This is a genomic window from Halomonas sp. hl-4 (assembly GCF_900215475.1).
Lineage (GTDB): Bacteria > Pseudomonadota > Gammaproteobacteria > Pseudomonadales > Halomonadaceae > Vreelandella.
In genome coordinates, this window is record NZ_LT907845.1 from 1,901,046 (window position 1) to 1,924,006 (window position 22,961).

The 22,961-nt window shown below is 57.9% G+C and carries 18 protein-coding genes; 8 read left to right on the forward strand and 10 right to left on the reverse strand.

Annotated elements, in window-relative coordinates:
• Positions 1 to 45: 45 nt before the first annotated feature.
• Positions 46 to 5,223 (forward strand): two-partner secretion domain-containing protein, encoded by a 5,178-nt coding sequence (locus CPH17_RS09075; RefSeq protein WP_096299197.1) that lies wholly within the window; start codon positions 46 to 48, stop codon positions 5,221 to 5,223.
• Positions 5,223 to 6,848, forward strand: a complete 1,626-nt coding sequence (locus CPH17_RS09080; RefSeq protein WP_096299199.1) for a ShlB/FhaC/HecB family hemolysin secretion/activation protein — start codon at positions 5,223 to 5,225, stop codon at positions 6,846 to 6,848. Before CPH17_RS09075 ends, CPH17_RS09080 begins: the two co-directional genes overlap by 1 nt.
• Before the next feature lie 87 nt (positions 6,849 to 6,935).
• Here CPH17_RS09080 and CPH17_RS09085 read toward each other — a convergent pair whose 3' ends face one another.
• From CPH17_RS09085 to CPH17_RS09100, 4 genes are all read right to left on the reverse strand, one after another.
• Positions 6,936 to 7,844, reverse strand: coding sequence for an MBL fold metallo-hydrolase (locus CPH17_RS09085; protein WP_096299201.1), 909 nt, complete (start codon positions 7,842 to 7,844; stop codon positions 6,936 to 6,938).
• Positions 7,845 to 7,923: 79 nt separating this feature from the next.
• Positions 7,924 to 8,142, reverse strand: a complete 219-nt coding sequence (locus tag CPH17_RS09090) for a DUF1653 domain-containing protein (protein WP_096299203.1) — start codon at positions 8,140 to 8,142, stop codon at positions 7,924 to 7,926.
• A complete protein-coding gene (gene tcdA / locus CPH17_RS09095; RefSeq protein WP_096299205.1) occupies positions 8,139 to 8,954 on the reverse strand; it encodes a tRNA cyclic N6-threonylcarbamoyladenosine(37) synthase TcdA in 816 nt (271 codons plus the stop codon). The genes CPH17_RS09090 and tcdA overlap by 4 nt, the downstream gene beginning before the upstream one ends.
• Before the next feature lie 14 nt (positions 8,955 to 8,968).
• Positions 8,969 to 9,739 carry a pseudouridine synthase gene (locus CPH17_RS09100; RefSeq protein ID WP_096299207.1) on the reverse strand — a complete coding sequence of 257 codons (771 nt, stop codon included), beginning with the start codon at positions 9,737 to 9,739 and terminating at the stop codon, positions 8,969 to 8,971.
• A 244-nt stretch (positions 9,740 to 9,983) separates the two neighbouring features.
• Between CPH17_RS09100 and sodC the strand changes: the two genes are divergently transcribed.
• Complete coding sequence (sodC, locus tag CPH17_RS09105) at positions 9,984 to 10,544, forward strand: superoxide dismutase family protein (RefSeq protein ID WP_096299209.1); 561 nt, start codon at positions 9,984 to 9,986, stop codon at positions 10,542 to 10,544.
• Between the two features lie 67 nt (positions 10,545 to 10,611).
• Here sodC and bfr read toward each other — a convergent pair whose 3' ends face one another.
• The 5 genes from bfr to lptF form a co-directional block, all read right to left on the reverse strand.
• The gene (gene bfr / locus CPH17_RS09110) at positions 10,612 to 11,094 is read right to left on the reverse strand and encodes a bacterioferritin (protein WP_074397448.1); all 483 of its coding nucleotides are present in this window, start codon (positions 11,092 to 11,094) and stop codon (positions 10,612 to 10,614) included.
• 182 nt (positions 11,095 to 11,276) lie between these two features.
• Positions 11,277 to 11,483 (reverse strand): (2Fe-2S)-binding protein, encoded by a 207-nt coding sequence (locus CPH17_RS09115; RefSeq protein WP_074397449.1) that lies wholly within the window; start codon positions 11,481 to 11,483, stop codon positions 11,277 to 11,279.
• A 159-nt stretch (positions 11,484 to 11,642) separates the two neighbouring features.
• Positions 11,643 to 12,116, reverse strand: a complete 474-nt coding sequence (locus CPH17_RS09120; RefSeq protein ID WP_096299211.1) for an RDD family protein — start codon at positions 12,114 to 12,116, stop codon at positions 11,643 to 11,645.
• A 21-nt stretch (positions 12,117 to 12,137) separates the two neighbouring features.
• Entirely contained in the window at positions 12,138 to 13,217 is a 1,080-nt protein-coding gene (gene lptG, locus CPH17_RS09125; RefSeq protein WP_096299213.1) for an LPS export ABC transporter permease LptG, read from the reverse strand.
• Positions 13,217 to 14,296, reverse strand: a complete 1,080-nt coding sequence (gene lptF / locus CPH17_RS09130; RefSeq protein ID WP_074397452.1) for an LPS export ABC transporter permease LptF — start codon at positions 14,294 to 14,296, stop codon at positions 13,217 to 13,219. The genes lptG and lptF overlap by 1 nt, the downstream gene beginning before the upstream one ends.
• Positions 14,297 to 14,401: 105 nt before the next feature.
• On the opposite strand from lptF, the gene CPH17_RS09135 reads away from it, so the two are divergent.
• The 3 genes from CPH17_RS09135 (at position 14,402) to CPH17_RS09145 (ending at position 17,687) form a co-directional block, all read left to right on the forward strand.
• On the forward strand, positions 14,402 to 15,922 hold the full coding sequence (locus tag CPH17_RS09135; protein ID WP_074397453.1) for a leucyl aminopeptidase: 1,521 nt from the start codon (positions 14,402 to 14,404) through the stop codon (positions 15,920 to 15,922).
• A 147-nt stretch (positions 15,923 to 16,069) separates the two neighbouring features.
• On the forward strand, positions 16,070 to 17,182 hold the full coding sequence (locus CPH17_RS09140; protein ID WP_096299215.1) for a branched-chain amino acid aminotransferase: 1,113 nt from the start codon (positions 16,070 to 16,072) through the stop codon (positions 17,180 to 17,182).
• 73 nt (positions 17,183 to 17,255) lie between these two features.
• Positions 17,256 to 17,687, forward strand: a complete 432-nt coding sequence (locus CPH17_RS09145) for a DNA polymerase III subunit chi (RefSeq protein WP_096299217.1) — start codon at positions 17,256 to 17,258, stop codon at positions 17,685 to 17,687.
• A 113-nt stretch (positions 17,688 to 17,800) separates the two neighbouring features.
• Here the strand turns inward: CPH17_RS09145 and CPH17_RS09150 are convergent, their stop codons facing one another.
• Entirely contained in the window at positions 17,801 to 18,328 is a 528-nt protein-coding gene (locus tag CPH17_RS09150; protein WP_096299219.1) for a Spy/CpxP family protein refolding chaperone, read from the reverse strand.
• A gap of 341 nt (positions 18,329 to 18,669) precedes the next feature.
• Between CPH17_RS09150 and CPH17_RS09155 the strand changes: the two genes are divergently transcribed.
• Both CPH17_RS09155 and CPH17_RS09160 read left to right on the forward strand, forming a co-directional pair.
• Positions 18,670 to 19,845, forward strand: a complete 1,176-nt coding sequence (locus CPH17_RS09155; protein WP_096299221.1) for an MFS transporter — start codon at positions 18,670 to 18,672, stop codon at positions 19,843 to 19,845.
• Positions 19,846 to 19,943: 98 nt separating this feature from the next.
• On the forward strand, positions 19,944 to 22,805 hold the full coding sequence (locus CPH17_RS09160; RefSeq protein ID WP_096299223.1) for a valine--tRNA ligase: 2,862 nt from the start codon (positions 19,944 to 19,946) through the stop codon (positions 22,803 to 22,805).
• Positions 22,806 to 22,961: the final 156 nt, after the last annotated feature.

A 22,961-nucleotide genomic window follows, 5' to 3' on the forward strand; every position in this document is an offset into this window, starting at 1 on the left:
TGCGTAGGCTGGTAAAAAACTACTACCTATAAAGGCCAGGGGAACATGAATCGCATTTATCGCACCGTTTGGAAAGCGGCCAGAGGCCAGTGGCAGGTCGCACCGGAAAACGTCAAGCGTCATGACAAATCATCCGTCTGCCGCTTACATACCGTGGGTGCCGTGGCGTCGCTTGCGGTTGGGAGCATTCTTCTCCTGCCCCTTGGTGCCTTGGCCAGCGGCCTCCCCTCGGGTGGGGAAATCCGCGCCGGGAACGGTGATGTCGAACAATCCGGCAACGAGATGCGCATCAATCAAGACTCTGATCGCATGGCGATTGACTGGGACGACTTCTCGGTGGACGAAGGCAGCCGGGTTGCCTTTAACCAGCCCGGCCGCGACGCCGCTGCACTCAACCGGGTGACGGGTGATCAACTCTCGCAGATTCGCGGGGCCATCGAGGCCAACGGCCAGGTCTTTCTCGTCAACCCCAACGGCATCGTGTTTGGCGATACGGCCCAGGTCGACGTTGGTGGGCTGGTCGCCTCCACCCTGGATATTAGCCCCGACGATTTCATGGCGGGCGACTTCACCTTTGAGGGCGACAGCAGCAGCGCGATCATCAACCAGGGCAATATCCGCGCGGGTGACGAGGGCTACGTGGCGCTGATCGCCGCCGAGATTATCAATGAAGGCAACATTAAAGCGCCCCGTGGCGATGTAATGATGGGCGCGGGTAGCCGTGTGACCCTGGACATGGGCGGCCCGATCAAGATCGAAGTCGAGGAAGCCTTGCTGGATACCTACATCGAGCAAGGCGGCGCAATTCAGGCCGACGGCGGGCGGGTCTACCTCACCGCCAAGGCGGCAGGCGACTTGGCCGCCAGCGTGATCAATCACACCGGCACCACCCAAGCCCGCACCCTTGCCGAAAATGAGCAAGGGGAGATCTGGTTGATGGGCGACATGGACAACGGCGAGACCCAGGTAGCCGGTACGCTGGATGCGTCGGCACCCTCTTCTCTCAATCCCAGTGGCGGCAACGGCGGCTTTGTGGAAACCAGCGCCGCCAAGGTCAGCATCATGGACGAAGCCACCGTCACCACCCGTGCCGATGACGGCCAAACCGGCGAGTGGCTGATCGACCCCCAGGATTACACCGTGGCCGAGGAAGACGGCGACATCACCGGCAACACGCTTTCAAACAACCTGGCGGATAACAACGTCACCATCGAGAGCGTCGACGGCGGTGAGGACGGCAACGGCGATATTTTCGTCAACGACGAAGTTACCTGGGAAAGTGGCAACACCCTCACCCTCGACGCCCAGCGGGATATCACCATCAATGAAGAAGTGGATGCCAGCGAAGGTAACAGCGGAAAGCTGTCACTGGAATACGGCCAGGACTCAACCGATGGCGGATCGGCGCTCTTTACCGCCAACGCGCCCGTCAATTTACAGGCGGGTCAGAACCTCTCTTCCCAATTAGGCAGTGGCGGCGAGGTACTGGACTTTATCGTCATCACCGAGCTTGGTGATGAAACCGGCTACGACGACGACACTTTGCAGGCCATGCGCGATGATTTAGAGGGGCACTACGCTCTTGGAGCCGATATCGATGCCAGCGATACCGCGAACTGGGATGGGGGTGAAGGCTGGGAGCCGATTGGTACAGCGGGGAATTCTTTTAGAGGATCATTTGATGGTTTGGGGCACGAAATTTCCGACCTTTCATTGAACCGACCCACTGAAGATCGGGTGGGGTTATTTGGGAGAAGCGTACGCAGCAGTGGTGATTACGTATTTAAAAATTTAAGTTTAGTGAACGTAGACATAATAGGGAGCTCTTACGTTGGCAGCTTGGTTGGAGAAAGTCGCAACGGGATAATCCATAATAGTGAGGCCACAGGGAGCGTTAAAAGCGAAGGAGCCATCTCAGGGGGACTTGTGGGCTCCCTTGCGAGTGACAGTGTACTGCAAGACAGCCACGCAAATGTAAACGTTAGTGGAAATGATTTCGTAGGTGGCTTAGTTGCTGGAAATGTCAGTGGAGCTATTGTCCGAAACAGTTATGCCACCGGCAAGATCGAAGGCAATGAGTTCGTAGGCGGTCTAGCTGGGATAGTACAAGCCGATGGCTCCAGAATCGAAAATAGTTTTGCCACGGGAGACGTCAACGGTGAAAGTAAAGTTGGCGGTTTAGCGGGACGCGTTGGGTTCTCTGATCCATCATCGCAATCTGATGTTGAAGTTAGCAACAGCTATGCCACCGGCAAGGTAACTGGAAACTCATCTGTTGGTGGCTTATTGGGTGATATCAACGTACAGGATGACTCCATACCCAAGATTGAAAATAATTTTTGGGACGTTGAGACTTCCGGCATTGGTTCGGCTGGAGATGATAACTTCGGAGCCACTGGCCTAACCTCCGCGGAGATTCAGCAAGTATCCACCTTTACCGACGCCGGTTGGGACGAAACCACCTGGTCATTAGGCGCAGGCGATAGCTTTTCCGGTTACGGCCTTTCACGCCCCTACTTAACCCATATCACCCGCGATGACGATATCCCGGATCAAACTCCGCTGTTTAACAACGGCTTCGGTACCGAAGACCAGCCCTTCACCCTCACCGACTGGCAGCAGCTGCAGAACATCAACGATAACGACGACGTATTGACCGGCGGTTATTACTACGCGCTGGAAAATGATCTGGATGCCAACACCGCAGGCTATGACGACTTGGCAAGCGCTTCGGCTAACGGAGATGAAGGCTGGAACCCGATTGGCGACGGCAGCCCACCGGATAATGGCCCAATCTTTACCGGCCAGTTTGATGGTGGCAATAACACGATTGGTGACCTCACCATAGCCAATGATCGCTACAATCTGGGGCTTTTTGGATCCACCACCGACGCTTCAATCAGTCACCTGACCTTGCATAATCCTGACGTGAGCACTACTGGCTTTTCTTACGGCGTCGGCGCATTGGCCGGGCGTATCCAGGACACCACCGTGGATAACGTGACGGTGAGTGGCGACCAGGCAGAGGTGAAGGGTTATTTCGAAACAGGCGGGTTGATTGGTTCGGCCAACGAATCCTCCATCAACAATAGCGCCTCTGCCGCCAGCGTGACCGGAGACCCGGAGTCCTTTAATGCGGGGGGGCTGGTTGGGTACAACGATCAGACGCAGATCGAAGACAGCTCGGCCAGTGGCGCGGTCAGTGGTGGTGCCCATGTGGGCGGACTGGCAGGCCTCAATACCAGTGACAGCCTGATTCGAAACTCTCAAGCCACGGGTGACGTCACGATTCCCGATAGCGCGAACGAGGGTACTCGCGGCTATGCAGGCGGATTTGTCGGCATCAATGAGGGCACCATTGAAAATGCCTCAACCAGCGGCGATGTGGTCGGACTCATTGGTGATGAGTTTGAGGGTACCGATTACCTGGGCATAGGCAGTTTCGCCGGGGATAACGCCGGGTTAATACACAACGCTGACGCCAGCGGCGCGGTCACTGTCGAGAATGCTACGGGTAATGAAACCCAGGTTGCCGAAGGCCTGCTGGGCCGCAATACGGGCCTGCTCGCCAATGGCTATGTCACCGGCAGCAACACCGCCTACTGGCGGCAGCATGATAACGGCATGGTGATTGCCGATCAGCCCGACGACCTGACCCTGGTCGATAGCGCGGCGATCAAAGCGCGCCTTGAAAACGGCATTGACGTCGACCTCGCCACCACGGGCGATAGCGCATCGGTTGACGCCGATATCGGCTCCCAAGGCAGCGTGGATTTGGGCGATGCCGAGCAACATGACGCAGCGTTAGGCCTTGATGCCCTCAACGGTATTTCGCTGATGAGTGAGCAGGCATTGCGCTTGGGGAATATCACAGCCGCTGATGCCATTGCTATTGCGACGGCCACCGGCGACCTGACCCTTACCGACGATATCACCACTGAGGCCACCAGCGACCAGGCCGTGGTGCTCACGGCGGGCGACAGTGAAGCCCCCGGCACCGCCACCGGCGGCGATATTCGTTATGCAAGCGGCGATCTCACCACCGGCACCGGCGGGGGCACCCAGCTCTACACCGGCAGCCTGGCAGGCAGCGAGGACATCGCGGCGCTCATCGCCCAAGGCGACTTCCGCTACAACAGCAGCGCGACCACCGAGAACTACACCGAGGCACTGGATGCCGAACGCCACCTGATCTACCGCGAGCAGCCCGAGGTGCGGGTCAGTGCCGACGGTAAAACCATCACCTACGGCGACGACGTCCCCTCGGATTATGACCTGCAAGACACCCGTGGCTTCGTCAACGGCGATGACGACAGCATTTTATCGGGCACCCCCACGTGGTCAGTTGAGGAAGCGTTATCCAGTGCGGGTTACCAGAACGCCGGCGACCACCGCATCGAATATGACGACGGCTTATCCAATGCCCTGGGCTATGCCATCGTCACGGATACGGCCAATACCAGCACCTTGACCGTTGATCCTCTGACACTAACAGCGGCGGAGATTGGCGATGGTGAGTCCGTCTACGGCGAATCCCTGACCCCAAGCGATGCTAGCCTGGACGGAATCCTGACCGATGATGAGGTTGCTTCGACGACGGAACTGACTGACGCCACACGCAGCCGTTCCGATAACGTCAATGTGGGCACCTATGACCAGCAGGCGGATACCGGGACCCTCACCGGCACCGATGCAGGCAACTACACCCTGGACCCATTTACCCAGCCGGATAGCTACGTAGTGCCCCCCCGCCCGGTCACCGTGACCGCCGACGACCAACGCAAGACCGAGGGCCGCTCCGACCCCGAGCTGACCTATCAAGCGGAAAATCAGCAGCCTGAACGTGGCTTGGTTGACGGCGATACCCTGGCAGGCGAACTGGAACGCGAGACCGGGGAAGACATCGGCCGCTACGCCATCCAGCAAGGGGGTCTCGATAACACGCAGAACCCCAATTACGCCATCGACTTTATCGAAGGTGAACTAGCGATTACTACCCGCCCAGTTCCCCCGACGTCGGAACCCCAATCCGAGTTAGAACCTAATGCCAATTTTGATGCTGTAGTGAATCAAACACTTCAAGCGGCATCGTCAAGCGAGCAAGAGGAACCAATGGCCTTACGCAACGAATCCACCAATGAAAACTTACTGCCCGGCGGTATCGAAATTGTTGAGAGCGGTATCAACCTTGCTTTGAATGACGACGTTGAGGGAGACAACTAATGCGCTATGGTTTATTTACCACTCGCTCGCTGACCGTAACGGCTATGTGCTTGATGGGTTCGTTGTCACTCACCAGCTATGCGCAAACGCCGCCGGATGCAGGCCGCCTCCTTCGCGACTCACTGCCGGAAAGTGACTATCAGCCGCGCGAGTCTTCTGTCGATATTAATCTGGAGGGCGCACCGCTGTCGGAAAGCGATGGCGAAAGTCGCGAGATCCGTATCGACGAAATCACATTTAGCGGCAATACCGTCTATGACGACGCGACGCTGTTAGCTCAGGTTCAAGACTTGGTCGGACAACAACACGACATGGCCGGGCTTCAGCGCATCAGCAATGAGATCAGCCGCTTTTATCGTGACAACGGCTACCCGTTTGCCCAGGCAATGCTGCCTAAGCAGGATGTCAGCCAGGGAACGCTCGAAATACGTCTGGTAGAGGGCAACTATGGCGAGGTCACGGTCAGTGGCGATGACGACGCGCTGGTCGACGGTATCTCGCCTTACCTTTCCGATCTTCGCACAGGCGACGTCATTCAAGGCGACAAGCTTGAACGCACCGCCCTGCTGCTAGGCGATTTACCAGGGGTCAACGTCACCCCCGTCATGCGGCCAGGCGAAGCGTCTGGCACCGGGGACTTGGTCACCGAGGTGACTGCAGACGATCGCCTGCGCGGCTCTGTGGGCGCGGATAATCACGGCAGCCGCTCTTCCGGGGAAGCGCGCGCAACCGTCAGCGTCCAGGCCAACCGCCTGTTAAAGGTAGGCGACGAGTTAAGCGTAACCGCCCTCTATTCGGAAGAGGATTTATGGCTGGGCCGCTTGGCGTATTCCCTGCCTATTGGTTATCAGGGCTGGCGGGCGGAAGTGTCTTATGCGCGCACCGAGTATGATTTGCGCTCGCCATTCAACGGCTTTACCGGTACGGCGGATACCAGCAACCTGACACTCAGCTACCCACTGATTCGGCAGCAGCAGACCAACCTGACAGCGTCTTTTGGCGGCGAGTACACGGAGTTGAACGACCGCTTTGAAGGCGTTAGCTACCAGCAACGTTATGGTTATAGTGTGCCGCTTGCGCTTCAGTTTGATCACCGGGACTCGCTTGGTCAGGGCGGTGTGACGTTTGGGGAGGCCCGCCTGCAAAGCGGCCAGATCAATAACCAGGCCAATGAACAAGTGGATGGTGGCTATACCAAGGCCAATATTAGCCTTTCGCGCTTGCAAAACCTTGGCCAAGGCTTCTCACTGCTGGCCAGCGGTGAAGTGCAATGGGCAGACTCGCCGCTGGATTCTTCACAGGGCATGAGCCTGGGCGGTGCCCGAAGCGTTAGAGCATATCCACAAGGAGAAATCAGCGGCAGCCGCGTGTGGCTCACTCAGTTGGAAGCCCGCTATCAAGTCACGCCTGAATTGAGCCCCTATGTTTTCTATGACCATGGAGCTCGCCAAGGGTTTGCCGACGAACCAAGCGAAACCCTGGCGGGCGGCGGTGTTGGCGTTCGTTACACGCAAGATAACTGGTCACTGGATACGGCAGTGGCAACGCCCACCACAGGCGACGCGGCCTCAGCGGACGAGCACAAAGACCCACGCTTTTGGTTGTCAGGGCGTTATAACTTTTGAGCGAAGCACATGGCGGCATAGTAGAAGCCGCCATGTGCCTGGTTCTTGATAGCGTTGGCACTATTCTTACTGCCTCCAAGGTATCACTTAATCCCAGGCGGCACCTGCCAAGGCATCCAGAGGAATCTTGAGATAGCGTTTGCCGTTGGTTTCGGGCTCGGGCAGGCGTCCACCACGGGTATTCACCTGCAGGGCGTGAAGAATCAGCTTGGGCATGGGCAGTTCGCTATCGCGCTGGTGGCGAAGCGCCACGTAATCATTCTGGCTTTTACCCACCAGGTGGGGGTTGTGCGCCCGCTGCTCGGCAACGCTGCTTTGCCACTGGGGCTCGCGGCCATCGGGCATATAATCGTGGCCGGTGAACAGACGCGTGTCGTCGGGCAGTGTGAGGATTTGCTGGATGGAGTGCCATAAGGCCTTGGCATCGCCGCCGGGAAAGTCTGCCCGTGCGGTACCGAAGTCCGGCTGGAACAAGGTGTCGTGCACGAAGGCACTATCGCCAATCACGTAGGTGACTGAGGCCAGCGTGTGGCCCGGCGAGAACATCACCCGGCCGCCCAGCTCACCGATCTGAAAGGTATCACCCTCGGCAAACAGCGTGTCCCACTGGCGGCCGTCGGTTGGCATTTCCGGCCAGTTGTATATCTCCTTCCACAGCGTCTGCACTTTGGTGACGTGCTGACCAATCGCCGTTGGAGCGCCGGTTTTTTCTTTCAGGTAGTGCGCTGCAGAGAAATGGTCCGCATGGGGATGGGTGTCCAGAACCCAGGCCACCGACAGTCCCTCTTGCTCGATATAAGCCAGTAACTTGTCAGCGCTAAATGTGGCCGTCGCGCCGGACTTCTCATCAAAATCCAAAACGGGGTCGATAATTGCGCACTGCTTGGTGGCGGGGTCGCTGACCACGTATTGAATGCTAAAGGTGCGCGGATCGAAAAAACCAGCGACGTCCGGCGTGCCTGCACCTGTGCTTGGGGAAAGCGCAAAGGTCCTCATGCTTATATCCTCAATATTGACGCTATAAGATAATGGTTATAACCATAGCTGATTAAAGAATATAAGCAACAGCCGCTTATTAAAAGGCCTTCTCCAGCGCAAAACGCGGCTGGTTGCGGCCCTCTCTAGTCACATTTTCAATAAACATCTCAAGCGGGCGCACCCAAAGGCCGTAGTCGCCGTAGAGGGCGCGGTAGACCACCAGAGGCTCCTCAGTCTCGCTGTGCTGGGCGGTACCCAGTACTTCATAAAGGCTGCCCTTATAGTGGCGGTAAATACCGGGGACAGGAACGATCATAAGGCTTCCTTTTGCGTGGCGGGCTGGGCGGCTTTTTTGGCGAGCCGCTCTAGCACCTTTGAAGCGGCGACAAAACCAAAGGTGCCGGTTAAAAAGGTGGCAGCGCCAAAACCCGAGGCACAGTCCAACCGGGTGGCATCACCGCTGCCGGGCTTCTGCAGGCAGACTTCACCGTCGCCGCTGGGGTAGACCAACTGCTCGTCAGAATAGACGCACTCGACCGAGAAGCGCCGCTTGGGGTTGCGGGAAAAGCCGTAATCACGGCGCAGCCGAGAGCGCACTTTGGATAACAGCGGGTCGTGCTCGGTGCGGGTGAGATCCGCTACCTGAATGCGGGTGGGGTCGGTCTGCCCGCCCGCCGCACCGGTCACGGTGATGGGGAGTTTGCGTCTTTTGCACCAGGCGATCAGCGCTGCCTTGGCGACCACGCTGTCAATGGCATCCACCACGTGGTCGGCGTCGGCGGGGATTCGCTCGGCAAGATTGGTGGGCGTCACAAAGGCGGTATCGGCAACGATCTCAATCTCCGGTGCTATCAAACGGCAACGCTCGGCCAGTACATCGACCTTGGGCTGGCCAATGGTGCCATCCAGTGCATGGAGCTGTCGGTTGACGTTGGACACGCAGACATCGTCCAGGTCGATCAGCGTCAGCTTGCCAATGCCCGAACGCGCCAATGCCTCCACCGTCCAGCTCCCCACCCCTCCTACGCCGACCACCACCACGTGGGCATGACGAAAGGCGTCCGCGGCACGCTGCCCATAGAGACGGCGAATCCCGCCAAAGCGAAAATCGTAATCCGCAGACGACATAGTGGCTCCTGTACTCAGGTTAAAAGGGCAGATGGTGTACCGATGGGCGGGGTGCGCACGCTGTCCAGCGGCAAATGACCGGACCAGCCGAGATGATCGAACAGCGCCACCATGGTGTCGTCCAGCGCGCAACTAAGTTGGATGCGCTTGTCGAACAGCGGGTGGTCAAAGGCAAGATGGGTGGCGGCCAGTAATAACCGCGGCGCCCCCAATTGATCGGCAAAAAAGCGATTATGCACGCTCTTGCCATGCTTGGCATCGCCAATGATCGGGTAGCCCCGCCGTGAAAGGTGGCGACGAATTTGATGGCGCCGCCCGGTCAGCGGGCGCGCTTCCACCAGCGAATAGCGCGACACCGGGTAGCGATCGACCTTCACCGGCAGCTCCACGCTATCCAGTCTGCGGATATCGGTCATCGCTGGCATGGCGGGCATTTCCGCCTTGGGCCGTGTGCCGTCCTCTTCGCGTAGCGGGTAGTCCAGGCGTGCTTGCTCAGGGGCTTTGCCTCGGACTACCGCCAGGTAGCGTTTGTCTACCTGGCGTTCGCTGAACGCGTCGCTCAGCAGAGCAGCGACTTCAGAGGACAAGCCAAACACCATCACACCCGAGGTAGGCCGATCTAATCGATGCACCGGGTACACCCGTTTGCCGATTTGATTGCGCAACCGCTGAAGCAAAAATTCGGTTTCACCACGCGCCAGCGCCGAGCGATGCACCAAAAGCCCTGAGGGCTTATGCACTGCAACGAGATGCTCATCCTGATAGAGGATGTTGAGTGGCGTCATAGCGATCCTCGCTAAAAATCTGGCGACAAAGACTGTCTATAAAACATTGAACAAATCAGGCCGCTATTGTCGCGGCTTGGCGGGTTAATGTCATCTCTCGTGATATCTGGGCCACGGATCGCCCCAACACTCAACGCCATGGTGTGTGACCGGCAGTTGGTGTTGGCGGGTTAGCCAGCGGCGAACTACTTTGAAGAAGTACTTAAACAAAAGTTTTCCACGGATAAGGAAAGGAGACATCAACATGCGCTATATGACATCGCTCGGTTGTATCACTGCTTCACTGCTGCTTGCAGCCTCGGTGCAAGCAGATGACAGTATGGAGGTTGAGATACATAAAGTGAGTGCCGATGGCGTTGAGGAATCTATCGGCAGCATTAAACTGGAGGATAGCGAGCACGGCCTGCTGTTAACGCCTGACCTTAGCGACCTGGACGCCGGTGTGTATGGCTTTCATGTGCATAAGAACCCAAGCTGCGAGCCTCAGGAAAATGATAGCGGCCACATGACCGCCGCGCTTTATGCCGGAGGCCACTACGACCCAGAAGAAACAGACAGCCATGAAGGACCTTACGGCGAAGGCCATTTGGGTGATTTGCCAGTACTCACCGTAGATGAAGACGGCAATGCGACCCTTCCTGTGCTCGCCCCTCGTCTTACCCTGGAAGATATAGAAGGACGCAGCATTATGATTCATGAGGGTGGCGACAACTACTCGGATGACCCCAAAGAGCTTGGCGGTGGTGGCAGCCGCATGGCATGCGGCATAGTGGAGTCATCAGAGTCCTCTGATGACGAAGAGTAAGGCTTAAAATAAAACGGGCAGCCCATTGGCTGCCCGTTTACGTTGTAAGATAAGCTGGCTAAAACCTTTACTCGTCGCCTGCCATTTGCATTTGGCGCTGCATGTAGTTCTGAATACCCACCTTATCGATCAGACCAAGCTCAGTTTCGATATGGTCGATATGATCTTCTTCGTCGGCGAGCAGATCACGCAGCAAGTCGCGGGTCACGTAATCTTTAACGCTCTCGCAATAGGTAATGGCTTCGATATAGTCATTACGGCCATCGTGCTCGATTTTCAAATCGCTCTCAAGCATCTCCTTGACGTTTTCACCGATGTGCAGCTTGCCCAGATCCTGCAGGTTAGGAATACCTTCGAGAAATAGGATGCGCTCGATAAGCTTATCAGCATGCTGCATCTCTTCGATGGACTCGTCGTATTCCCATTTGGCGAGCGCCTTCAAGCCCCAATCCTTATACATTTTGGCATGCAAAAAGTATTGATTGATGGCGACCAGCTCGTTGCCAAGGGCGATATTGAGATGCTGGATTACTTTCGGATCACCTTTCATGACGTCACCTTTTTCCTATAATGCTGATAGTTTAGCAAACTCTATCAAGCAGTTACGTTGATCAAGGAGTATTAGCCATCAAAGGCATACTCCCAGCGTTAACTGGGAGTATAGAGACAAGACTTAAAAATTCAAGAAAATCATATATTTGCTAACGATAATTCTTACAATATCGATTCGCGTCACACGGCGTACGCTAAATCCATATTGGCTTCTAAGCGAGCCTCATGGACCGCTTCACGAGTGAGGGATTTCGCGAAACAAGCGCATTTGCCGCACTGTGTGGCACAGCCAGTAGCTTCGCGCACTTCCTGCCAGCTGCGCGCTCCGTCGCTCACCTGCTGGCGAATCTGATGGTCGGTTACTCCCTTGCACACACACACGTACATGGCTGCACCTCATAAAGTCTATGAGATGAATGTAAATGATTCGCATACATCTTTGCAAGTAGAAATATATAGCCTTTAGTAGGGATTCGTTTTAAGTAGCTTTAAAAGGCCTATAACCCTTTGTCGTGGGCCTATTTTTTTGCGTACCTACCTGGAAAATTAATATTTTGGCAACCTAACGATCTGCGTGTTGGAAGCAATATCCGGCCAGCTGCGACGCTGCTTATCAAACAATACCCACCAATAGCCGATTCCTAGCGCCGCCATGGACATCCAGGCCGTCAGGCAGCGTACCAGGCTTTGTTTGAATGAGATGGCGGTTCCTTTGTTGGTCTGTACCCGCAGGCGCCAGGCCTGCATACCCAGCGTCATACCGCCTCGCTGCCAGAAAAACGCAAAAAATAGCGTGGTAAACAGCACCAACAATAGCCGAAGGCTCCAGATATCGACGCCTGTGGTACCAATCGCTTCGGCTTCTTGGTCCAGCACGAATCTGAAAAACGCCAGATGAGCGACGGTCACGGCGATCCAGATCGCCGCAAGCAGCAGGCCATCGTAGAGCATCGCCCCCAGGCGCGGCCCCAACCCGGCGGGCTGCGTATTCGCTGGCTGGTGAAAACGCTGCTTAGCCATAGGGCTCCTTAACGCTCAGAGTTAGCCGTTACGTCGCAAGAAATAGACGCCCACCACCGCACACGCAAGGGTGGGCACTAGAACGGCCCACACGGGAGAGAAACCAAAGAGCGTCGAGGCTGGTGCCAGCAAATCCTGAACATATTTGAAGATCAGCCCGGTCACTACACCGTAAAATACGCGTGTGCCGGCTGCCACGGTGCGCAGTGGACCAAACACAAACGAGGCGGCAATTAACACCAGCGATCCCATGGTCAGCGGCATTAACATTTTTTGCCAGAAATACAGCAAAGGTTGGTCTGTCTGCATGCCTTGCTCTTCCAAAGAGCGCGCGTAGGCCCATAGTTCGCTGGGCGCTTGGCTTTCAACCGAACGCAGCAGGCGCTCTAACTGAATCGGCGTAAAGTCGGTTTCCCAACGCACTGTATCGGTTTGCTCAGACTCGGTGTGGTCATCGAAAATTTGCGTGGTGGCTACATCTTCAAGGCGCCACCCTCCATCTTCCCAATTAGCACGACGCGCGTAGGTTGCTTCGACGAGGCGTTCTTCGTCAAAACGGTAACGGGTTAAATCGAGCACCACATTGTCTGCGCGGATGGCACCAAAACGATAAACACTGTCGCCCTCAACCTGCCAGCCGCTGCGGCTGGTTAACATAGCCCCTTCGCCCTGAAGCTGTTCAAGCCGCCACGCTTCAGCGTATTGCTCAGTACGCGGGCTGACATACTCGGCCACCAGCAACACCACGACGACAACCAGTAGCACGGGTTTCATCACGCTCCAGACAATACGCGCCAACGAACGCCCCGCTGCCCGCATTACCGTCAGTTCGTTGCTGGATGCCATACTGCCCAAGCCAATCAGCGCGCCAATCAGTACTGCCACCGGTGCATATTGATAAAAGCGCCAAGGGGTACGCATTAATAAATAGATCAGTGCATCGAGGGCTGTATAGCCCTCTTGGACATCACCCAAATCGTCGATATAGGCAATCGTAATATCTAATCCCAAGAGGACAAATTGCACCACTACAATCGCTGCTAGCACGTTGCGAGCGATATAGCGGTCGAGACGATCGGTGACTGTTAGCACATTTAGCATCAGCGCATCCCCTTGCGTTGCGACTGCCAGATCAGCAATAAGCCTAGGACTAAAAACACCCCATGAACGGGCCATATACCCAAGGTACTAGACCAAGCACCACTGCCCACCGCATCGACGGCTGCCAGCAATAAACTCAAGTACGCAACGTACAAAAAGATGGCGGGCAGTAGCTTGGCGAAACGTCCCTGTCTAGGATTCACGCGGGACAGCGGCTGCGCCATGATCGCCAGTATAAAAACCATTAACGGCAACCCGGCCCGCCACTGCCATTGCGCCTGGGCACGATCGTTATCGTCTTGCCACAGTGCCGCTGTCGTGGCGTACTCCAACGAGTCCAGTTCTTGGCGATCGCGGCTCAAGCCCAAACGCAGCGTGTAGCGCTCAAATGTCAGTCGTTCAGCATTACGCTGCCCTGGCGTCACGCCGTAACGCTCGCCATCACGCAGAACGAGGAAGCGGCTACCGGTTTCCATGCGCGTTTCTTGATAGCCCGACTTAGCGCGCGTCACATAATCGTGTTCGGCATCGTCGCCAGGCCCGCGCTGTTCGTGAATCAGGACATCCTGCATTTCGCTGCCGTCATCATTAAAACCACTGATATAAGCGGTACGCCCACCGCCAAATTCCTGAAAGCGACCGGGTGCCAGCACCGAAACGTCCAACCGGCTCTCCTGTTCTTCTATAATGGCGGCGGTTTGCAATGCCCCGGCCGGCGTCAGCCAGAGGCTGCACAGGCCAACCAACACCGCCACCGCCGTTGCAGGCAGCAACGTTACCCGCAACAGTCGTGTAGGACTGATGCCGCAGGCCACCATCACGGTGATTTCGCTGTTCATATATAACTGCCCGTAAGCCAGCAATATGCCCAGGAAAAACGCTAGCGGAAGAATCAACTCCATGAAGCCAGGCAGGTGGTAGACCATTAAGCTGCCAAGGATGTTGACCGGAAAATCGCCCTCCGCGGCGTCCGAAAAATAGCGGATGAAGCGGCTGCCCATGATCACCAACAGCAAAATGCCCGCCACAGCGGACATGGTGAGCAATACTTCGCGGGTTAAATAGCGGAATAATATCAACGCGCTCTCCGGCTAGTCGTGCAGGATGTTATGCAACACCTGCATTGCTTGGGTACACTGATCCATTATCCTGAATACCTCGATGCTTGTCTTGTTGGAGACGTCATGGAATTTTCCGTTCAAACGGCCAACCCGGCCAAAATAGAAACGGCCTGCCTTGTTGTCCCCGTCTATAAAGACGGCGATTTACTGCCTGCCGTGGCCAAGCTCGACGATGCCAGCGAGCAGTTGATTGGCCAGCTCGTGGCCCGTGGCGACGTCGATGCCAGTCTTGCGAGCGTACAGCTACTGCCCTATGCCCCAGGCCTGGGAGCCGAACGCCTGCTATTAGTTGGCCTTGGCGAGCGCGAAAAATGTCATGAAGCAGCGTATTTAAAAGCGCTGGATGCCGCCATGACCGCGCTCATCAAACTGCCCATCGACGACGCCAGTGTCATGCTGACCGACGTACCTCTGGCCGACCGCGATACAGGCTGGAAAGCACGCAAAGTGCTCGAAAGCATCGAGCGCGCGGGCTACCGATTCGATCAGTTCAAACGCCAACCAGCGCCTGCTGCTAGCCTAACGCACTTGACCCTAATGATCAGCAGCGCCGCCGACGCAGACGCTGCCCAGCAAGGCGCCAGCTATGGCAGCGCCATCGGCCAGGGCATCAACTATACGCGCACCCTGGGAAATTTGCCGGGTAATGTGTGCACGCCAAGCTACTTAGCCGATCAGGCGGAACAGCTAGGGCGCGAATCAAAAGGCGCGCTGGCCGTCGACATTCTTGACGAAGAAGCGCTCGCCGAATTAGGCGCTGGCGCACTGCTGTCAGTCGGCCGCGGTAGCCGCGAGCCGACCCGCCTGATCGTCATGAACTATCAAGGGGCCGACAACGCTGACGAGGCCCCCCACGTATTGATCGGCAAAGGCATCACCTTCGACACCGGCGGCATTTCGCTCAAGCCCGGCGAGGGCATGGACGAAATGAAGTTCGATATGGGCGGTGCGGCCAGCGTGTTCGGCACCGTTAAAGCGCTACTGGCGATCAAGCCCAAGCTCAACTTGGTGTTTATCGTCGCTGCCGCGGAAAACATGCCGGACGGTGCCGCCACCAAACCTGGCGATATCATTACTACCCTGAAAGGCCTCACCGTTGAAGTGCTCAACACCGATGCCGAAGGCCGACTGGTGCTGTGCGATGCGCTGACCTACGCCGAGCGCTTCAAGCCAGCAAGCGTGGTCGATATTGCCACGCTCACCGGGGCGGCCATCGTTGCGCTTGGCCACCACGCCACCGGCTTGCTGTCCAACGATGACGACCTGGCGCTGGATCTGCTCGACGCCGGCGATGCCGCCTGGGATCGCGCCTGGCACCTGCCGCTATGGGACGAGTACCAGGAGCAGCTGGACTCCAACTTCGCCGACCTGGCCAATATCGGCGGCCGCCCGGCGGGCACGATTACCGCGGCGTGTTTCCTGTCGCGCTTTGCCGACCGTTTCCCCTGGGCACACCTGGACATTGCCGGCACCGCCTGGCATTCCGGCAAGCAGAAAGGCGCCACCGGGCGCCCTGTCGGCCTGCTTACCCAATATCTGCTGGACCGGGAAAACGACGCCCAGGTTGAAAATGGCGACGACTAAACAATGAGCGGTTGCCTTTGAGCGTCACAACCGTTAAACCTGAACACATCAAGGCGTACTGGGCTTGACTCGGTGCGCCTGTTTTAATCAACCCATTGATTCAAGTATTCGCCCTGATAGGCGTGTTGCTAGCGGAGACTAACAGCCGTGCCCACTGCAAGTTTTGATACCCACTTTGAGACCCTGCCGTCCAATCAGCCAACGGCCGACGGGATTCGTGACAATATTCTCAACAACCCTGGCTTTGGCAAACACTTCACCGACCATATGGCGCACGTGCGCTGGACCATCGACGCCGACTGGCATGGTCATCAGGTGCGCCCCTACGGCCCGCTGACACTCGACCCCGCCGCCTCGGTGCTGCACTACGGGCAGGAGATTTTTGAGGGCATCAAGGCCTACCGTCATGCGGACGGTTCGATCTGGACGTTCCGACCTGAAAAAAACGCCGAACGCTTTCGCCGCAGCGCGCGGCGCCTGGCACTGCCCGAGCTTTCCGATGAAGACTTTATTGGCTCGCTGAAAGCCCTGCTCGCCCAGGACCATGCCTGGGTGCCCACGCCCTCAAGCGATGCTGACGAATGCAGTCTTTACCTGCGCCCGTTTATGATTGCCTCGGAAGCCTTCCTGGGTGTGCGCCCGGCCCACGAAGTCGATTACTACGTGATTGCCTCTCCGGCCGCTGCCTACTTTAAAGGTGGCATTGAGCCGGTGTCGATCTGGCTGTCTTCCCATTATAAGCGCGCTGCCCCAGGCGGCACCGGCTTTGCCAAGTGCGGGGGCAACTACGCAGCGTCGCTTGCCGCGCAAAAAGAAGCCGCCGCCCACGACTGCAGCCAGGTGGCGTTTTTGGATGCCGCCGAGAATAAGTGGATCGAAGAGCTGGGCGGCATGAATCTGTTCTTTGTCTTCAAGGATGGCCGCCTGGTCACCCCGCGCCTGACCGACACCATTCTCGAAGGCGTTACCCGCAATTCCGTGCTGACGCTTGCCAAAGACGAGGGCTTGAGCCCGGAAGAGCGCCCCATCAGCATCGACGAGTGGCGTGAAGGCGCGGCGTCCGGTGAGATTACCGAAGTGTTCGCCTGCGGCACCGCGGCGGTGATCACCCCGGTGGGCGAGCTGGTCAGCGAGGACGAGCGTATTCGTCTCACGGCGGGGGGCAATAACGACGTGGCCAAGCGCCTGCGCACCAAGCTGCTCGACCTGCAATACGGACGCAGCGACGATACATACGGCTGGCTGACCCAGTTGGCCTAGTCATCCGTCACCGTTTGCGTCGCCGCTGGCTTCAGCGGCGACGCGCCTCAAGACGCCCAGCCAGGAACTCGCCATGGCGCGCATTGACTTTTATATCCTGCCGGACACGACCCTGGATGCTCGCCTGCAGTTTGCCTGCAAGCTGGCCGAAACCATCCACAACAAAGGCTACCGGCTTCACCTGCACTGCGAAGACCAAGCGCTGGCCCAGCAAGCCGATGATGCTCTATGGGGATTCCGTGACGATGCCTACCTACCCCACGCGCTGGAAGACAGCGAAATGGCCGAGAGCGTACCGATTACGCTCGGCTGGCAGCAGTTACCAATGCCCACTGAGGAGACCGCGCTGCTTAACCTGCACCCGGATATTCCCGAGGGCGTTGAACGCTTCGCGCGCATTGCCGAAATCATCAATCAGCACCAGCACGTGCTGGTCGCCAAACGCGCCTGCTGGCAGCGCTATAAAGAACTCGGGCATGAGGTCGTGCCGCATAAGCTGGGGTAAATAACTGAGCTGACCATCCGCCACAAACGCGTGACCCCGCACTTGGCGGGGTCATCAACAGCGAAAAGCTATCGTTGTAAGAGCGGCCAGGCAATCTGCCTGGCCATTTTCCATCACTGCAATGCGTCTTCACCTTGACCTTGACCCTGGCCTTGGCCCTGGCCTTGTTGGCCTCCCTGTTCCTGCATTTGCTCCTGCATCTGTTGCATTTGCTCCTGCTGCTGAGCCATGGCCTCTTCCAGTTCATCGCGCTGTTCCGGAGTGAACACGCCTTCGATCTGGGACTGCATGATGACGCTATTCGCGGTCATCTCAGCGGTTAGCTCACCAAGACGCTCCGCATCCGCGCGAATGGACGCTTCATCATAATCGGGCTGAACCTTCTCGCCGAGTTGCTGCTGCAGCTCTCGGGCTTCCTCTTCCTTGGCACTGTTTTCATCTTGCATCTGGGTCATAAGGTTGTTGAGTTCTTCCTTCTGCCCGTCATCCAGATCCAACATTTCGTCAAGTTGGCTCACCTGGTCATCGACACTGGGGGTGCCGCCGCCCATGCCGCCTCCACCCATTTGTTGCTGGGCCATGGCGGGAACACTGAACGCCATTGCGGCGACTGCCGGAACGAAAAGCTTGGTTAATTGCATGAAAACTCCAATTGCGTACAAATTGTATTTGCTACCCGACACAATCATGACGGGTCTTGCGATACCCCATATGACCCTAACAGACCACCTACAGCGCGAAAACCACAAGGCTCATCAAGGTAGCGACTGATCTTGGCCCTGGGCTCCCAAGGTGGCTAATCAATACGGCCACAATCGGGTTATCTGTCGATACCCACGCCGTCTGACAATGCTGTTTTCAAAAAATTCGTCTTAACAGCAAATTATTGATTACCAGGGTGGCGATACCCCATGATGCCTAGCAATAGAACGTCCACTCATCCCGAAGTTATTCTTCTTAAACAATTTCTGGAGCCGTAAACGTGCTCACGCGCTATCCACTCGCCGTTATTGTTATCGCCCAACTGTTCGGCACCTCGCTGTGGTTCAGCGTCAACGGTGTGGGTTTAGCGCTTCAAGACGCAGTGGGCCTGAGTGAGAGCGACCTTGGGCTGCTCACCATTGCCGTGCAGGCCGGGTTTATTACCGGCACGCTGTTTATTGCCACGACAGGCCTTGCCGACCGTGTCCGCGCCAGCCAGCTGTTTGCGCTTTCCGCGGTGCTCGGGGCACTGATCAATGCAGCCTTCATCGGGGTGGCGGATAACGTCACCCTGGCCGCGATCGCCCGCTTTGCCACGGGGCTTTGCCTGGCAGGTATCTATCCGTTGGGCATGAAACTGGTGGTCAGCTGGACGCCCAGCCACGCCGGGGCGGCGCTGGGCTGGCTGGTGGGCATGCTGACTCTGGGCATCGCATCGCCCCACCTGCTGCGCGGGCTTACGCTGCATCTCCCCTGGCAGTGGCCGCTTTTGTTGGCATCGCTGTTGGCACTCGTCGCCGCACTGATGATTTATAAGTTGGGCGTTGGCCCGCACCTGCCTGCCAAGGCCAGCGGCGGTCGGCCCTGGGCGGGATTGGCGGCGTTTAAACACAAGGATTTTCGGGCAGCGGCGCTTGGCTACTTCGGCCATTGCTGGGAGCTTTATGCCCTATGGGCACTGGTGCCGTTTTTGGTGACGCGGGAGCTTGCGCGTCTCGGCGCCAGCAGCAACGTCCAGCCGTGGCTGAGCTTTGCGATCATCGCCATTGGCCTGCCCGGCTGCGTACTCGCCGGGCGCTGGAGCCGCCGGGTGGGCAGTGCCCGTGTCGCGTTTGTCGCATTGGCCACCTCGGGCGCCCTGTGCCTGCTCTACCCGCTGATCGGCGCTGCCCCACCCCTGCTGCTGATCGCGCTGCTGCTGGTCTGGGGGCTGAGCGTGATCGCCGACTCGGCGCAATTTTCTGCACTGGCTTCGTCCACCGCGCCGCCGGACCGTCTGGGCGCGGCGCTTGCCATGATGAACGCCATCGGCTTTGGCCTGACCATCCCGTCGATCGCCCTGGTCACATCGCTATGGAGCAGCCAGGAACTGGCCGTCATCTGGTGGCTGCTGCCCGGGCCGGTGCTTGGGCTGATCGCCATGCGCGGGCTGAATCGGCGGCCGGCTAGGGCCTGACGCCCTACCCTTAATCGCGCTATACTTGTCGCCATTTTTTCGACCCCTTATGAATTCCATGCTTCCCTGCGGGGAGCATCGTTGCGGTGAGCCAATCCATGGAAAAGACCTACCAACCTGAGCAGATCGAAACCCGCTGGTACGAGCGCTGGGAAGCCGACAACCGTTTCGCCCCGTCAGGCCGCGGCGAGCCGTTTTCGATCATGATCCCGCCGCCCAACGTGACCGGCAGTCTGCACATGGGCCACGCCTTCCAGGACACCATCATGGATACCCTGACCCGCTGGAAGCGGATGCAGGGCAACAACACCCTGTGGCAGGTAGGCACCGACCACGCCGGTATCGCCACGCAGATGCTGGTCGAGCGCAAAATCGCCGCCGAGGAAGGCAAGACCCGCCACGACCTGGGTCGCGATGCGTTTATCGATAAAGTCTGGGAGTGGAAAGAAGAATCCGGCGACCATATTACCCGCCAGCTGCGCCGCATGGGCGCCAGCGTCGACTGGTCCCGCGAGCGCTTCACCATGGACGACGGCTTCTACAAGGCCGTCCAGGAAGTGTTCGTGCGCCTGCACGAAGAAAACCTGATCTATCGCGGCAAGCGCTTGGTCAACTGGGATCCGACGCTGCACACCGCCATTTCCGACCTGGAAGTAGAGAACAAGGAGCAGCAAGGCAGCTTCTGGCACTTCCGCTACCCGCTGGCGGACGGCGTTAAAACCGACGACGGCAAAGATTACCTGGTGGTCGCCACGACGCGTCCGGAAACCCTGCTGGGCGATACCGGCGTGGCGGTCAATCCCGAAGACGAACGCTACGCCTCCCTGGTCGGCACGTTTATCGAGCTGCCCCTGGTCGGCCGTCGGATTCCTATCGTCGCCGACGAGCATGCCGACATGGACAAGGGCTCGGGCTGCGTAAAAATCACCCCGGCCCACGACTTCAACGACTACGAGGTCGGCAAGCGCCAGAACCACCTGCTGATCAACGTCTTTTCCAAGGACGCGGCGATTCTTGAGCAGGCCGAGATCTACGACCTGAAAGGCACTCCCCAGCCGGATGAAGAAGCCACGCTACCGTCCAAGTACGCCGGGCTCGACCGCTTTGAGGCGCGCAAGCTGATCGTCGCCGACATGGACGCCCTGGGCCTGCTCGAGCAGGTAGAAGCCGTCAATAACACCATGCCCTACGGCGACCGCTCGGGTGATGTCATCGAGCCGCTGCTCACCGACCAGTGGTTTGTCGCCGTGGAGTCGCTTGCCAAGCCCGCCATCGAAGCGGTGGAAAAAGGCGACATCCAGTTCGTGCCCAAGAATTACGAAAACATGTACTTCGCCTGGATGCGCGACCTCCAGGACTGGTGCATTTCCCGCCAGCTGTGGTGGGGCCACCGCATTCCCGCCTGGTACGACGCCGAAGGCAATGTCTACGTTGCCCGCAGCGAGCAGGAGGCCCGCGAGAAGCACGGCCTCGGCGTCGATATCGAGCTGACCCAGGACGAAGACGTGCTGGATACCTGGTTCAGCTCGGGCCTGTGGACCTTCGGGACCCTCGGCTGGCCGGAACAAACCCCGGAGCTTGAGGCCTTCCACCCCACCAGCGTGCTGGTCACCGGCTTTGACATCATCTTCTTCTGGGTGGCCCGGATGATCATGATGACACTCAAGTTCACCGACGAAGTCCCGTTCAAGACGGTCTATGTACACGGTCTGGTACGCGACGGTCAGGGCCAGAAGATGTCCAAGTCCAAGGGCAACGTACTCGACCCCATCGACCTGATCGACGGTATCAGCCTGGACGCGCTGCTCGAAAAACGCACCGGCAACATGATGCAGCCGCAAAAGGCCAAGGCGATTGCCAAAGCCACCAAAGAAGAGTTTAAAGACGGCATTGAAGCCCACGGCACCGATGCGCTGCGCTTTACGTTTCTCTCCCAGGCGACGACCGGACGCGATATCAAGTTCGACATGAACCGTCTGGACGGCTATCGCAACTTCTGCAACAAGCTGTGGAACGCCTCTCGCTACGTGCTGATGAACGCCGAAGGCGAAGATTGCGGCACCACACTGGACGACGAAGGCGTCAACGATGTTGAGCTTTCCTTGGCCGACCGCTGGATTATTTCCCAGCTACAGAAAACCGAGGCCCAGGTCACCAAGGCGATGGACGAGTACCGCTTCGACCACGCCTCTCAGGCGCTGTACGAATTCGTCTGGAACGAGTACTGCGACTGGTACCTGGAGCTTTCCAAGCCGGTTTTATGGGACGACAATGCCACGGCAGAAGCCAAGCGCGGCACCCGCCGCACCTTGGTGCGCGTGCTGGAAACCATTCTGCGCCTTGCTCACCCGATGATGCCGTATATCACCGAAGAGATCTGGCAGCGCGTCGCACCGCTGGCGGGCACCTACGTCGGCGATGGTGCGTCGATCATGCATCAATCGTGGCCTGAAGCCGACGACAGCAAAATCGATGAGCAGGCCACCCGCGATATCGAATGGCTGAAGGGCGTGATTATCGCCGTGCGCAACATCCGCGCCGAGATGAATATTGCCCCCGGCAAGCCCCTCGACGTGTTGCTCACTAAAGGGAAGGATGAAGACGCCGAGCGCCTGGAAAGCTACCGCCACTTCCTGGCCAAGCTCGCCAAGCTGGAAAGCGCTACCTGGCTTGCCAACCCCGACGACGCCCCGCTTTCGGCCACACAGTTGGTCGGCGATATGGAAGTGCTGGTGCCCATGGCCGACCTGATCGACAAGGACGCCGAACTCAAGCGCCTGGCCAAGGAGATCGACAAGCAGGACAAGCTGATTGGCGGCATCGAGAAAAAGCTCGGCAACGAAGGCTTCATCGCCAAAGCCCCCGAAGCCGTAGTGGAAAAGGAGCGCGGCAAACTGGCCGAGTTCCAGGCCGCCAAAAAGCTGCTGGAAGAGCAAAAGGCGAAGATTGCGGCGCTTTAGCGTCCGCCCATAGCGCGCACCAAGACGGCACCTGGCAGGTGCCGTCTTGCGTATCATGCCCCGCCCTGCCGACGCCTGAGGAACAAAACCGCTGACGGCCTGCCCATAGGATCTGGACCATTTGATCCTGATGATCCGAGGCGGGTCACACCCTCT